This window comes from Mesorhizobium sp. C268A (assembly GCF_040324475.1).
Classification (GTDB): Bacteria; Pseudomonadota; Alphaproteobacteria; order Rhizobiales; family Rhizobiaceae; genus Mesorhizobium.
This window is the reverse complement of the sequence record NZ_JAMYVX010000003.1, coordinates 69751-82495: the sequence shown is the minus strand read 5'-3', so window position 1 is coordinate 82495 and position 12745 is coordinate 69751. Positions and strand designations below refer to the sequence as shown.

Annotated in this window: 11 protein-coding genes and 1 pseudogene; 7 read left to right on the top strand and 5 right to left on the bottom strand. The window is 63.0% G+C overall.

Features of this window, described 5'->3' with window-relative positions:
• Positions 1 to 56 precede the first annotated feature (56 nt).
• Entirely contained in the window at positions 57 to 1589 is a 1533-nt protein-coding gene (locus NKL06_RS27230) for an acyl-CoA carboxylase subunit beta (protein WP_023691261.1), read from the bottom strand.
• 407 nt (positions 1590 to 1996) lie between these two features.
• On the opposite strand from NKL06_RS27230, the gene NKL06_RS27225 reads away from it, so the two are divergent.
• Complete coding sequence (locus NKL06_RS27225) at positions 1997 to 3433, top strand: DEAD/DEAH box helicase (RefSeq protein WP_023698795.1); 1437 nt, start codon at positions 1997 to 1999, stop codon at positions 3431 to 3433.
• A gap of 93 nt (positions 3434 to 3526) precedes the next feature.
• Here NKL06_RS27225 and NKL06_RS27220 read toward each other — a convergent pair whose 3' ends face one another.
• Together NKL06_RS27220 and NKL06_RS27215 are read right to left on the bottom strand one after the other, a co-directional pair.
• On the bottom strand, positions 3527 to 4507 hold the full coding sequence (locus NKL06_RS27220; RefSeq protein ID WP_023691262.1) for an alpha/beta hydrolase: 981 nt from the start codon (positions 4505 to 4507) through the stop codon (positions 3527 to 3529).
• A gap of 70 nt (positions 4508 to 4577) precedes the next feature.
• Positions 4578 to 5399: an SDR family oxidoreductase gene (locus NKL06_RS27215; RefSeq protein ID WP_023691263.1), complete on the bottom strand. Its 822-nt coding sequence runs from the start codon at positions 5397 to 5399 to the stop codon at positions 4578 to 4580.
• Positions 5400 to 5613: 214 nt separating this feature from the next.
• On the opposite strand from NKL06_RS27215, the gene NKL06_RS27210 reads away from it, so the two are divergent.
• From NKL06_RS27210 to NKL06_RS27185, 6 genes and pseudogenes are all read left to right on the top strand, one after another.
• The gene (locus NKL06_RS27210; RefSeq protein ID WP_023691264.1) at positions 5614 to 6648 is read left to right on the top strand and encodes a cysteine synthase A; all 1035 of its coding nucleotides are present in this window, start codon (positions 5614 to 5616) and stop codon (positions 6646 to 6648) included.
• Positions 6648 to 7391 carry an alanyl-tRNA editing protein gene (locus NKL06_RS27205; protein ID WP_023691265.1) on the top strand — a complete coding sequence of 248 codons (744 nt, stop codon included), beginning with the start codon at positions 6648 to 6650 and terminating at the stop codon, positions 7389 to 7391. Before NKL06_RS27210 ends, NKL06_RS27205 begins: the two co-directional genes overlap by 1 nt.
• Positions 7392 to 7486: 95 nt before the next feature.
• Positions 7487 to 8338: a 3-mercaptopyruvate sulfurtransferase gene (gene sseA / locus NKL06_RS27200; protein ID WP_023691267.1), complete on the top strand. Its 852-nt coding sequence runs from the start codon at positions 7487 to 7489 to the stop codon at positions 8336 to 8338.
• Between the two features lie 5 nt (positions 8339 to 8343).
• Positions 8344 to 8907 carry a GNAT family N-acetyltransferase gene (locus NKL06_RS27195; RefSeq protein WP_023682574.1) on the top strand — a complete coding sequence of 188 codons (564 nt, stop codon included), beginning with the start codon at positions 8344 to 8346 and terminating at the stop codon, positions 8905 to 8907.
• A 19-nt stretch (positions 8908 to 8926) separates the two neighbouring features.
• Positions 8927 to 9031, top strand: a pseudogene (locus NKL06_RS27190) (OmpA family protein); the annotation flags it as partial.
• A 138-nt stretch (positions 9032 to 9169) separates the two neighbouring features.
• Positions 9170 to 9637, top strand: coding sequence for a DUF1203 domain-containing protein (locus NKL06_RS27185; RefSeq protein WP_023691268.1), 468 nt, complete (start codon positions 9170 to 9172; stop codon positions 9635 to 9637).
• Between the two features lie 389 nt (positions 9638 to 10026).
• Here NKL06_RS27185 and NKL06_RS27180 read toward each other — a convergent pair whose 3' ends face one another.
• On the bottom strand, positions 10027 to 11262 hold the full coding sequence (locus NKL06_RS27180; protein ID WP_081725379.1) for an outer membrane protein: 1236 nt from the start codon (positions 11260 to 11262) through the stop codon (positions 10027 to 10029).
• 274 nt (positions 11263 to 11536) lie between these two features.
• Complete coding sequence (gene ald / locus NKL06_RS27175; RefSeq protein ID WP_023821347.1) at positions 11537 to 12652, bottom strand: alanine dehydrogenase; 1116 nt, start codon at positions 12650 to 12652, stop codon at positions 11537 to 11539.
• Positions 12653 to 12745: the final 93 nt, after the last annotated feature.

The following is a 12745-nucleotide window of genomic DNA, read 5'->3' as shown; positions in this document are numbered from 1 at the left end:
ACCGTGAACCTGCCAAACCGCCGACCGGCGCTGATGATCAGTCGCGACATTGGATGTTACAACGGGATGTTGTCGTGCTTCTTCCAAGGGTTCTGCATGTCCTTGTTGCGCAGCATGCGCAGTGCCCGGGCAATGCGGCGGCGGGTCGAATGCGGCATGATCACCTCGTCGACATAGCCGCGTTCGGCGGCGACGAAGGGCGACAGGAAGCGGTCTTCGTAAGCCTTTGTGTGGGCTGCGAGCTTTTCGGCGTCGCCGATATCCTTACGGTAGATGATCTCGACCGCGCCTCTCGCCCCCATCACCGCGATCTGCGCCGTCGGCCAGGCATAGTTCATATCGCCGCGCAGATGTTTTGAGGCCATCACGTCATAGGCGCCGCCATAGGCTTTTCGGGCGATGACGGTGATTTTCGGCACGGTCGCCTCGGCGTAGGCAAACAGGAGTTTCGCGCCATGCTTGATCAGGCCGCCATATTCCTGCGCGGTGCCGGGCAGGAAGCCGGGGACGTCGACGAAGGTGACGATGGGAATGGAAAAACAGTCGCAGAAGCGCACGAAGCGCGCCGCCTTGCGGCTTGCGTCGGAATCGAGCACGCCGGCCAGCACCATCGGCTGGTTGGCGACGAAGCCGACGGTGCGGCCTTCGACACGGCCGAAACCGGTGACGATGTTCTTGGCAAAGTTCTGCTGGATCTCGAAGAAATCGCCTTCATCGGCAACTTTGAGGATCAGCTCCTTGATGTCGTAAGGCTTGTTGGCGTTGTCTGGGATCAGCCGGTCGAGCGACAGATCATGGTCGGTGACCGACTGGTAGCACTCGATCTCAGGAAGCTCCGACGTATTTGACGCGGGCAAAAGGTCTACCAGCCGGCGCATCTGCAACAGCGCCTCGACGTCATTGTCGTAGGCGCCATCGGCGATCGAGGATTTCGTCGTGTGGACGGACGCGCCGCCAAGGCTCTCGGCGGTCACCGTCTCGTTGGTGACGGTCTTCACCACATCCGGCCCGGTGACGAACATGTAAGAGGTGTCGCGGACCATGAAGATGAAGTCGGTCATCGCCGGCGAATAGACGTCGCCGCCGGCGCAAGGGCCCATGATCACGGAAATCTGCGGAATGACGCCGGAGGCCAGCACATTGCGCTGAAAGATCTCGGCATAGCCGCCAAGCGCCGCCACGCCTTCCTGGATGCGGGCGCCGCCGGCGTCGTAGAGGCCGATGATCGGCGCGCGATTACGCAGCGCCATCTCCTGCACCTTGATGACCTTTTCGGCGTGCGCCTCCGACAGCGAGCCGCCGAAGACGGTAAAGTCCTTGGCGAAGAGATAGACCGGACGGCCATTGACGGTGCCCCAGCCGGTGACGACACCATCGCCGGCGATCTTGGTTTTCTCCATGCCGAAGTCGGTCGAGCGATGCTCGACATACATGTCGAACTCCTCGAACGAGCCTTCGTCGAGAAAGACCTCGATACGTTCGCGCGCCGTCAGCTTGCCCTTCTTGTGCTGGGCGTCGATGCGGGCCTGGCCGCCACCCATGCGGGCGATCTCGCGGCGGCGCTCGAGTTCCTTCAGCACGTCCTTCATCGCTCGGTCTCCAGAAATGGCAGCTGCATTTGTGGTAATGATGCCTGCAGGCGTGTGCAAGCGCCGCTTTCGGCCTCGATTATTGCGCTGCAACATGTGGCCCCTTGCATTCCGGAGCGAACTCAGCCATATGCAGCCCATAGGCGCTTGGGCCGGAGATTCCGGCCTTCTCGACAAATGAGACTGGTTGCGTCTGTTTTCCCTCTTTCCGGTATATCGGCCTCTCTTTCCGATACATCACGAAGTGGCGAAAGAGCCCCGTGGCATGACGCCTGCGGGCACGACAGCGCAGCCGAGTGGACGTTACCGTCCGCCCGCCTTGTCGTTTCATATCAAATTTTTCGACGGCAGGTTGCGCCCTGCCGCCATCGATGTTTGCGGCCAAGACCGCGTGAAAGAAGACTATTTTGACCAACGAAAACACCTCAGCCGGTAACGCAATCTCGGCCGGCAACACTACGGAACTCACCGGTTTCGCAGCTCTTGGAATTACCGGCGCGCTGCTCAAGGCGACGCATGGCGCCGGCTTCACCGAGCCGAAGCCGATCCAGACGCAGGCGATCCCGCCGCAGATGGAAGGCCGTGATATCTTCGGCATCGCCCAGACCGGCTCGGGCAAGACCGCTGCCTTCGCGCTGCCGATCCTGTCGAAGATCATCGCGCTCGGCACCAAGCGCCGAGCCAAGACCACTCGTGCGCTGATCCTGGCGCCGACGCGCGAACTCGCCGTCCAGATCGAGGACACCATCAAGATCCTCGCCAAGGGCGCGCATGTCTCGACCGCTCTCGTGCTTGGCGGCGTCTCGCGCTTCAGCCAGGTGAAGAAGGTTGCGCCCGGCGTCGACATCCTGATCGCCACGCCCGGCCGCCTGACCGACCTGGTGCGCGAGGGCGACCTCATTCTCTCCGACACCAAATGGCTGGTGCTGGACGAGGGTGACCGCATGCTCGACATGGGCTTCATCAACGACGTCAAGCGGATCGCCAAGGCGACCGCGCCCGACCGTCAGACGGTGCTGTTCTCGGCCACCATGCCCAACGAAATCGCCGAGCTGGCGAAGGGCCTGTTGAAGAACCCGATCCGCGTCGAAGTCGCGCCGCAGAGCACCGCGGCCGCCGAGATCGTGCAGGGCGTCGTCTTTGCCCGCACCAAGCAGAAGCGCCAGGTGCTGTCGACGATGCTCGCCGACGAGGCAATGAAGTCCGTCATCATCTTCTCGCGCACCAAGCATGGCGCCGACCGGGTGACCAAGGACCTCGAGCGCGACGGCTTCAAGGCCGCCGTCATCCACGGCAACAAGTCGCAGAACGCCCGCCAGAAGGCGCTCAACGATTTCCGCGAGGGTTCGGTGCGCATTCTCGTCGCGACCGACATCGCGGCGCGCGGCATCGACGTTCCCGGCATCAGCCATGTGGTGAATTTCGACCTGCCGGATGAGGCCGAAAGCTATGTCCACCGCATCGGACGTACCGGCCGTAACGGCATGGACGGCATCGCCATCACGCTTTGCGATCCTTCCGAAAACAGCAAGCTGCGTCAGGTCGAGCGCATCATCCGCAGCAAGCTGCCGATCGTTGCCGACCATCTCGGCAGCCCGGATCCGGTGCGCAATCCGGCCGAAAAGAACGAGCGCTTCGAGCCCGCCAATGATCGCAACGACCGCAATGGCCGTCGCGACGGCAGGCGGCCCGGTGGCCAGAACAACGGCTTCGCCAAGAAGCGTTTTGGTGACAAGCCGGCCTTTGCGGGTGCAAGCGAGCGCAAGCCGGAAGGCGCCAAGGCCTTCAAGGGCAACAACAAGCGCCGCTTCGGCGGCAAGCGGCCCGCTGCGCGGGCTGCCTGATCAGACGAACCGGTCAGGCTCGTCGAGCCTGGCTTGATTGCTGACGATTGAATATGAGGACGGCCGGGGCAATGCTTCGGCCGTCCTTTTCGTTTAGGGCTGCCCGGTAATTGCCTTCACCCACACGACGATCCGCTGCGCCAGGAAAGCCGTGGTCGAGGGCGACAGCGCGTCGCCGGCAATGACGTGGTCGTCGGGATCGCCATTGTCGTCGACGGGCACCAGTTCATGCGGTGCGCCCCAGCGGCCGGCGATTTCGCGGGTGCGATCCTGGCGCACCACCTTGTCGGAATCCGAGAAGATGAACAGCGCCGGTATGGTTGCCTTCTCCACAGGCGCTGCGTAGGCAAGGTTGGTCAGCGCCGCCATCGGTAGCACGGCTGCCATTGGATATGTGTGCGTCCAGAGTTTCTCGTGCAGCGCGTTGCGGGTCGGAAAGCTGCGCTCCTTGCCGCCGACGAACTCGGCGATCTGCCTGCCCCAGGGCATGGTCAGCAGCTCGGCGCCTGCAGCCCTGACGCCGAAATTCGGCGAGATGAATGCGATTGCAGCGACGCCGTCCGATGCGCCAGGCTCAGTCGCCGCCCATGCCGCCAGCGATCCACCGGTCGAGGTGCCGATGACGATCACCTTGTCGCCGATGGCCCGGCCGATGGCGAGCGCCTCCTCATAGTCGTTGATCCAGGCATTGACGCTGCCTTGCGCCATAGCAGCGCCGTCCTGACCATGACCGGTGAGGCGGGTGTAGAAAAGGTTGGCGTCGAGTTGGTCGGCGACCTCGTCGGCCAGCGGGCGAACCTCGCCCTTCGATGCCGAAAAGCCATGGATATAGACGATCGCCAATGGCGTCCTGGCGTGAACCATCGGATCGGCCCAGATGATTTCTTTCTCGAGCGCGTCGCGGACGTTGGGCACGGCAGCCTCTTCACGCGCGATATATGCTTGCGGATCGTCGCCGATCACCTTGGGGTCGAAGCTGATTGTTGTGTCGACGGGAACGCGCGGACCAAGCAGGAGGGCCAGGACAAGGATGATGACGACGCCCAGCACCGCAAGCACGATCCGTCGCCCCATCTCAGACACCACAACAATTCTAAAGCCTATGGCGGCCGGTGCAGTCAGGCAACAGCCGGGCTGTGGACAGCTATTCGTTCGGCGGCTTGCGGTCGAAATTCAGCGGCCGCCCTGTCCAGCGAGTCGCCGTGCTGATGAACCACCGGCAGACTGGCCTTGGCAGCAGTGCCAGCACCTTCAGCCCCCAGCTCAGCCGGTGAGGGAAGGTAACCTCGAAGCCGCCATGCTCGATGCCGCGCAGCAGGCGGCGCGAGGCGCGGTTGACCGGCATCAGCCCCGGCATCGGCAGCATGTTCTTTTCCGTCAGCGGGGTGTCGATGAAGCCCGGATTCATCACCTGGATCCGGACATTCATCTTGTCGAAATCGTATTTCAGCGACTCGGCCAGGATGTTGATCGCCGCCTTCGAGCCGCCATAGGCCGCCGTGGTCGGCCAGCCGAAATAGGCGGTAACCGATCCGACAAGCACGATATGGCCGCGCGCACGGATGCGCATGCGCTCCATGAGCGGGACGAGGCCATTGATGATACCGAAATAGTTGACCTCGAAGGTCTGGCGAAAGTCGCGGACCCTGAGGTCTTCGCCGGGCGTGGCGATGTAGTTGCCGGCGTTGAAGACGGCGAGCACGATCGGCCCGAGCTCCTTTTCAATCGCCGCCACCGTGCTTGCCATGCGCGGCTCATCGGTGACGTCGCAAGGGTAGGCGACGACACGTCCCGGCATCTGCGCCGTCTCGACGATGAGCGCGTCGAGTGGGTCGCCGTCGAGTGCGGTGACCGCGACGACAAAGCCCTTTGCCGCGAGGTCCTTTGCCAGCGCACGGCCGATGCCGCTGCTGCCGCCGGTTATCCAGGCGACGCCGTGCTTCGGGTTGGCCCGGTAAAGTGTCATTCTGCGCCCTGCCGATCTGTCATTAGTGCTCTAGCGGTGAAAAAATCGAATGAAAAGAGCGCTTTTCCGTACTGGTTGAAATGATCGTCATCGCGCGTTGTCCGGCCGCGGGAGATTGCAGTGCCCGAAATGCGACTGGACCAGGCGAATTCTTGCCTTGAAACGCAAGCTTCGGGTTTCTAGGGTCTCGCCGCAGCTCCATAAGGAATCCCGGATGCCCCGTTCTGTGATCGAAGCGATCGGCAACACGCCCCTGATCCGCCTCAACAAGGCCTCGGAGCAGACCGGCTGCGAGATCCTGGGCAAGGCCGAGTTCATGAACCCCGGCCAGTCGGTCAAGGATCGCGCCGGCCTGTTCATCATCCGCGACGCCGAACAGCGCGGGCTGTTGAAGCCGGGCGGGGTCATCGTCGAAGGCACGGCAGGCAATACCGGCATTGGCCTGACGCTGGTTGCCAAGGCGCTGGGCTATCGCACAGTGATCGTTATTCCCGACACCCAGAGCCAGGAAAAGAAGGACACGATCAAGCTGCTTGGTGCCGAGCTGATCGAAGTGCCGGCGGTGCCTTACAAGAACCCCAACAATTACGTGAAACTGTCGGGGCGGTTGGCCGAGCAGATGGCGAGGTCGGAGCCGAACGGCGCGATCTGGGCCAACCAGTTCGACAACGTTGCCAATCGCGACGGCCATATCCGCACCACGGCGGAAGAAATCTGGATGCAGACCGGCGGCAAGGTCGACGGTTTCGTCTCGGCGGTGGGTTCGGGCGGAACGCTGGCCGGCGTCGCCTTCGGGCTGAAGGCCAATAGCAGCAACGTCAAGATCGCGCTCGCCGATCCGCTGGGTGCGGCGCTCTATTCCTTCTACACCAGTGGCGAATTGAAGTCCGACGGCAGCTCGATCACCGAAGGGATAGGGCAGGGGCGCATCACGGCAAATCTCGATGGGTTCACGCCGGACTTCTCGTTCCAGGTGCCGGACGAAGAGGCGCTGCCGATCGTCTTCGACCTGATCCAGGAAGAAGGCCTGTGCGTCGGCGGTTCGACCGGCATCAACATTGCCGGCGCGATCCGGCTGGCGCGCGAGCTTGGCCCCGGCCACACCATCGTGACCATCCTTGCCGACTATGGCACGCGCTACCAGTCGAAGCTGTTCAACCCGGAATTCCTGCGTGAGAAGAACCTGCCGGTGCCGGGCTGGATGGATGAGCGCAGCACAATTTCGGTGCCGTATGAGAAGGTCGCCTGATGGCGCACAGAACAGAAGCGCTGTTTCGCGACGACGCCTATCTCAGAGAGGCTGACGCCACCGTTGTCGCCATCAACGAGCGCGGCGGCATCATTCTCGACCGGACCATCTTCTATGCCACATCGGGCGGCCAGCCTGGCGATACCGGCACATTAGAGCGCGCGGACGGCAGCCGCATCGCCATTGCCGCCACCATCACCGGCGAGACCAAGGACGAGATCATCCATGTGCCGGCGCCGGAGCAGCCGGCACCCGAGGTGGGCGAGCGGGTGAAACTCGCCATCGACTGGGAGCGGCGGCATCTCCTGATGCGCATGCACGCAGCTTGCCATTTGCTCACCGTCGTCTGTCCGTTTCCGATTACCGGTGCTGCGGTTTCCGAAGATGACAGCCGCGTCGACTTCGACGCTCCCGATGCCGGCTTCACCAGGGAAGACGTCACCGCCGGGCTGATGGAGCTGGTGCGGGCCGATCATCCGATCTTCGTCAGGCTGATCACCGACGAGGAACTGGCAGCCAATCCTGGCCTGGTGAAATCCAAGACTGTCCGGCCGCCCGCCGGCACCGGCAAGATCCGCCTGGTCTGCATCGGCGACAACGCTTCGATCGACAGCCAGCCCTGCGGCGGCACCCATGTCAAAAGCACCGGCGAAGTCGGTGAAATCCATATCGGCAAGATCGAGAAGAAGGGCCGCGAAAACCGGCGTTTTCGCATTCGCTTCGGACCAATGCCGGTAGCTTGAACGAACCATGATCCCGAAAAGTGGAAGCGGGTTTTCGGGGAAGATCATGGTCAACAGGAAGCAATGCTTCGCCAAGGCGGAGCAGGAGAAGAACAATGGCCGATGACAGCCCTTTCACCGTCGATGCGGACTGGTTGCAGAGCCGTCTTGGCGAGCCCGGCCTGACGATCGTCGATGCATCCTGGTATCTGCCGGCGCAGAAGCGCGATGCGCGCGCCGAGTATGAGGCTGCGCATATTCCGGGTGCGCGATTCTTCGATCATGATGCGGCCTCCGATCCTGATGCCAAGCTGCCGCACACGCTGCCCTCGCCACAGCATTTCGCGCAATATGTAGGCGCCATGGGAATTTCGGCCGACGACACCATTGTCGTCTATGACGGTCCGGGTTTCTTCTCGGCGCCGCGCGCCTGGTGGATGTTCCGCGTCATGGGCGTGTTCCAGGTCTATGTGCTCGACGGCGGCTTCGACCGCTGGAAGGCGGCGGGCCGGCCGGTGACGGCGGAGCCGACCAAGATCGCGCCGAATGTGTTTCATGCCGATTTCGATGCCGCTCGCGTCGCCAGCCTTGCCGACATGCGCCGCATCGTCGAGACTGGCGAGAGCCAGATTGCGGACGCCCGAGGCGCGGGCCGCTTCACCGGCGCCGAGCCAGAGCCCCGCGCGGGTGTTCGCTCCGGCCACATGCCCGGCGCGCACAATTTGCCTTATTCGGCGCTGTCACAGGATGGCGCGCTGTTGTCGAAGGACCAGTTGCGCAAGGCCGTTGAGGATGCCGGTATCGATCTGTCGAAACCGGTCGTCACCTCTTGCGGTTCCGGCATCACGGCGGCTGTCGTCACTCTGGCGCTGGAGACGCTCGGCCACACCGACAACCGGCTCTACGACGGCTCATGGACGGAATGGGGCGGGCTGGCAGACACGCCCGTGGTGACGGGCAAGGAATGATGGCGATGGAAAATGGCGCGCTGGACGACATCGAGGTCACGGTCACGTTTCTGGAAATGCATGTGCCGCCGGCCTATTCGCCGCCCTTGCCCTACAACAGGCAGATCGCGCTGCTCAGGACCAAGGACATTCCGCTGCATTTCTATCGCTATCTGATGGATCGGGTCGGGCGCAAATGGCATTGGGTCAATGTGCTGAGGCTGGACGATGACGAGCTTGCCGCCGGGATCCACCGCGAGGACCGCGACATCAGGGTGCTTTATCTCGACGGCGCGCCGGCCGGTTTCTTCGACCTCAAGCCGCATTTGCCAGAGGAAGTCGAGCTCGCCTATTTCGGCATGATGGAACATGCGACCGGGCAAGGCATCGGCCGTTGGTTCCTCGGTGCGGCGATTGCCGCAGCATGGTCGTATGGGCCGAAACGGGTAACGGTGCAGACCTGCACGCTCGACCATCCGGCTGCCTTGCCGCTCTACCAGAAGCTCGGTTTTGCGCCGGTGGCGCAAAAGAAGGAGACCGTGCATCCGCTGTCGTTCGCCGAGCGTTCGGCCAGCGTCATGCGGCCGTGACTTTCTCCGACTGAAGGCCGAACCGACCGTTCATGGCGAGGAATTCCTGCTCGTGCGGACCCAGGACGAGAACTGGCGCAGGCGCCGGGTGACGCTGCGCCGCTTCGACGATTTCATCCGCTGAGCCGGCGCGGGACCTGCCCAATGCCGAAGCAGTCCGGCCTGAGACTGGCCGGGCTGCTGACAGTTGACAGGAATCGGGTGGGAAGCACCTCGGCGGGGGCATAATTTCCGGTCAACCACCACACCGGAGATTTTAGCCATGACCGTCCAGTTCAAAGCCTTGCCGACAGAAGATGTGAGAGCGCTGCAGCGCGGCGGGCCGGACGCCTACGGGCAAACGCCGGAGCGGAAGGTTTCAGATGGCGACGGGGTGCCGTGCCGGCATTGCCTGAGAAACGTCGCCGAAGGCGATGGCTATCTGATCATGGCCTATCGGCCGTTTCCGGCGTTGCAGCCTTACGCCGAGACAGGACCGATCTTCCTGCATGCGCAGGAATGCGAACGCGCAGCCGAGACGGAAGCGCTTCCAGAGATGCTTGAGAGCAGCGACTATATCGTGCGCGGCTATGGTGCGGATGACCGCATCGTCTATGGCAGCGGCGGCGTCATTCCGACTGGCCGCCTTGCGGCGCGGGCAGAGACGCTGTTTGAGCGCGCTGACATCGCCTATGTCCACGTCCGCTCGGCGCGCAACAATTGTTATCAGTGCCGCATCGAGCGTTTCTGACAAAAAGATGCCCGCCGGTGGTCTGGCGGGCAGTTGGAACCGTGTGACGGCACGAGCCGTCAAGTTGGCAGCTCTGTCTGCGCATGCTTTTCGAATGGCGGATGTGAAGCACTTCACACAGCACCGCGATCGTCGCCGGCATGGCGACTCACGCCGATGCCGGTTGGGACTTGTCGTACTCCCGTCGCATTCTCGCGCTAAAAGACCAGCGTCGATGGATTGCCGACCGCGGATGAACCGGCGGGGATCTCGATGACCAAGGAAGCGGGGCTTTGGCTCCGCTTTTTTGTTGTCCGCCAGCCTGTTCAATGCCGGCGCCAGGAATTTTGCGCAAAGAAAAAGCCCGCCGGAATTGACCGACGGGCCTTTGCCGTGTGTGTGTGCGGCGTTTAGTTGAATTTATACTTCGCGCCGACGCGAACGGTCTGGAAGGAAGGCTCGTCGGTGAGGAAGCCGTCCGACCCGAAATCCTCTTTCTCATACTGCGAATAGCGGTATTCGAGACCAAGCGTCATGTTGCTGGAAACGGCCGTTTCCAGGCCGCCACCGACCGAGAAGCCGCTCGAGCCCCAGTCGACGATGTCGCCAACGGGCGAGGAGGCATGCAGGTCGAAATGCTGCCAGCTGTAACCGCCGAGGACATAGGCCAGCGTCGATTCGTTGACCTTGGCGCCGATGCGGGCCAGGGCATCGAAGCCATAGTCGGTATCGCCCTTGATCGACCCACCCGGAATGTCCAGCTTCGAGCGTATGCCGGAATAGCGGGCGTCGACCAGAACGCCGGCGACCCAGCCGCCGAAATCATGGTCGTAACCGATGCTCGCCTCGCCGAACACGCCTTCGCCGCCGATGCCATCCAATTCGAGGGCGCTGGCGAGCGTCAGGTCATGCACTACAGTGCCGGCGCCAAGCGCGCCGCCGACATAGAAGCCGGTCCAGTTGTAGGTCGGAGCAGCAAACGAGGCACCGCCGCCATTCTGGGCGCCGAAGCGGTAGTTGGCCGCGATGTGGAAGGTATGGCTGGATGGCTCGACATCCAGAGAGGTCCCCGGGCCGCCGATAATGCCGAGGTCAGCCACCGAGTCGTCGCCATAGTTGGCGTAGCGGTACTCGGTCTTGATCGTCCAGTTGCCGCGCAGCACGGTTTCCATGCCAACGCCGACGACATAGCCGCCACGGTTCTCCGTGAAATCAAGACCGTCGGCAAAGCCCGAACCCTCGAGCTTGAAATGGTTCCAGGTGTAGCCGCCGAGCACATAGCCGAGCGTATCGGGGTTCAAGAGATAGCCGGCGCGCAAGCCGACGTCGAAGCCATAAGCGTTCGTCAGGTCGATATCAGCGCCCGGAAGGCTGATCGACGGACCGATATTCCCGATGTTTGCGTCGATGAAGCCACCGAGCAGGAAGCGCTCGGAGACCATATAGTCGTAGCCGGCGGTGATTTCGCCAAACACGCCGTTGCCGCCGATCCCGTTGAAGTCGATCACCGGGTCGACGCTGATGCGATGCACGGTGGCGCCGAAGCCGCCGCCGATGCCGACATAGGCGCCGCTCCAGTTGAAACCGGCAGGTTCTTCCACCGGCTGCACAACATCGGCGGCATGCGCTACCGATATCAAAGCCATTGCCGAAACGGCCCCGAGAAGAACGGATTTAGCAGAGATGAACATTTTAGCCCCTTAGCATAAGAACAAACCCGTCCGTGTTCTAACAGGACGCTCGCCAATATTGGAATGACAAAAATGCCACATCGGCAGGCAAAAGCACCGCCAAGCCGGGCCGTTTCGCCGTGATGTTGCCTTAGAGCCCGCAATTTGTGAGCACGCGGCCAATAAAAAACCCGCCGGCGCAACCGGCGGGTGAGGGAGGCAGAACTGCTTGAGTCGATTAAGGCGTCTGTCAGGCAGCCAGAACCACTTTCGGTTCGACCAGCTCATAGCCGAGTGCTTCGGCGACGGCGCGATTGGTGATCTTGCCCCTGTGGACATTGAGGCCGTTGCGCAAATGGTGGTCGTCGACCAGCGCTTTCAGGCCCTTGTCGGCCAGCTGCAGGCCATAATGCAGCGTCGCGTTGTTGAGCGCGTGCGCCGAGGTCACCGGCACGGCGCCCGGCATGTTGGCGACGCAGTAATGGATCACGCCGTCGACCTCATAGGTCGGCTCGGCATGGGTGGTGGCGTGCGAAGTCTCGAAGCAGCCGCCCTGGTCGATAGCGACGTCGACCAGCACCGAGCCCTTCTTCATGCCCGACAGCATTTCGCGAGTGACCAGCTTGGGTGCAGCAGCACCCGGGATGAGCACGGCGCCGACGACGATGTCGGCCGAGAAGCATTCTTCCTCAAGCGCCTCGACTGTGGAGTAGCGGGTGTGGACGCGGCCGGTAAAGAGGTCGTCCAGCTGGCGCAGGCGCGGGATCGAGCGGTCGATGATGGTGACGTCGGCGCCGAGGCCGACCGCCATGCGGGCGGCATGCAGGCCGACGACGCCGCCGCCGAGCACCGTGACCTTGCCGGGCAGTACGCCGGGCACGCCGCCGAGCAGCACGCCGCGGCCACCATTGGCCTTCTGCAGCGCGGTCGCGCCGGCCTGGATCGACAGGCGGCCGGCAACTTCCGACATCGGCGCCAAGAGCGGCAGGCCGCCGCGGTCGTCGGTTACGGTCTCATAGGCGATTGCGGTGACGCCGGACGCGAGCAGGCCCTTGGTCTGCTCCGGATCCGGGGCCAGGTGCAGATAGGTGTAGAGGATCTGGCCCTCGCGCAGCTGCGCCCATTCGTTGGGCTGCGGCTCCTTGACCTTGACGATCATGTCGGACTTGGCGAACACGTCGGCGGCGGTCCTGGCGATGGTGGCGCCGGCGGCGCGGTAGGCATTGTCATCGGCGCCGATGCCGGCGCCGGCGCCGCTTTCGACCAGCACTTCATGGCCATGCGCGACATATTCGCGGACGGAGCCCGGCGTCAGGCCGACTCGGTATTCGTGGTTCTTGATTTCCTTGGGGCAGCCGACGCGCATAGTCTTCTCCTGATCCGGCCCTTCGGGCTCGTTCCCTGTATCAACCGAGTGAACCACGAATCGTTGCGCAGGTGTTTGCGAATGCGCTTGCGC

What these genes read in the sequence shown, in the direction of transcription:
- NKL06_RS27230 (WP_023691261.1), bottom strand. Translation starts at nt 1,589, where the DNA reads ATGAAGGACGTGCTGAAGGAACTCGAGCGCCGCCGCGAGATCGCCCGC.
- NKL06_RS27220 (WP_023691262.1), bottom strand. Translation starts at nt 4,507, where the DNA reads ATGGGGCGACGGATCGTGCTTGCGGTGCTGGGCGTCGTCATCATCCTT.
- NKL06_RS27215 (WP_023691263.1), bottom strand. Translation starts at nt 5,399, where the DNA reads ATGACACTTTACCGGGCCAACCCGAAGCACGGCGTCGCCTGGATAACC.
- NKL06_RS27210 (WP_023691264.1), top strand. Translation starts at nt 5,614, where the DNA reads ATGCCCCGTTCTGTGATCGAAGCGATCGGCAACACGCCCCTGATCCGC.
- NKL06_RS27205 (WP_023691265.1), top strand. Translation starts at nt 6,648, where the DNA reads ATGGCGCACAGAACAGAAGCGCTGTTTCGCGACGACGCCTATCTCAGA.
- sseA (WP_023691267.1), top strand. Translation starts at nt 7,487, where the DNA reads ATGGCCGATGACAGCCCTTTCACCGTCGATGCGGACTGGTTGCAGAGC.
- NKL06_RS27195 (WP_023682574.1), top strand. Translation starts at nt 8,344, where the DNA reads ATGGAAAATGGCGCGCTGGACGACATCGAGGTCACGGTCACGTTTCTG.
- NKL06_RS27185 (WP_023691268.1), top strand. Translation starts at nt 9,170, where the DNA reads ATGACCGTCCAGTTCAAAGCCTTGCCGACAGAAGATGTGAGAGCGCTG.
- NKL06_RS27180 (WP_081725379.1), bottom strand. Translation starts at nt 11,262, where the DNA reads ATGGCTTTGATATCGGTAGCGCATGCCGCCGATGTTGTGCAGCCGGTG.
- ald (WP_023821347.1), bottom strand. Translation starts at nt 12,652, where the DNA reads ATGCGCGTCGGCTGCCCCAAGGAAATCAAGAACCACGAATACCGAGTC.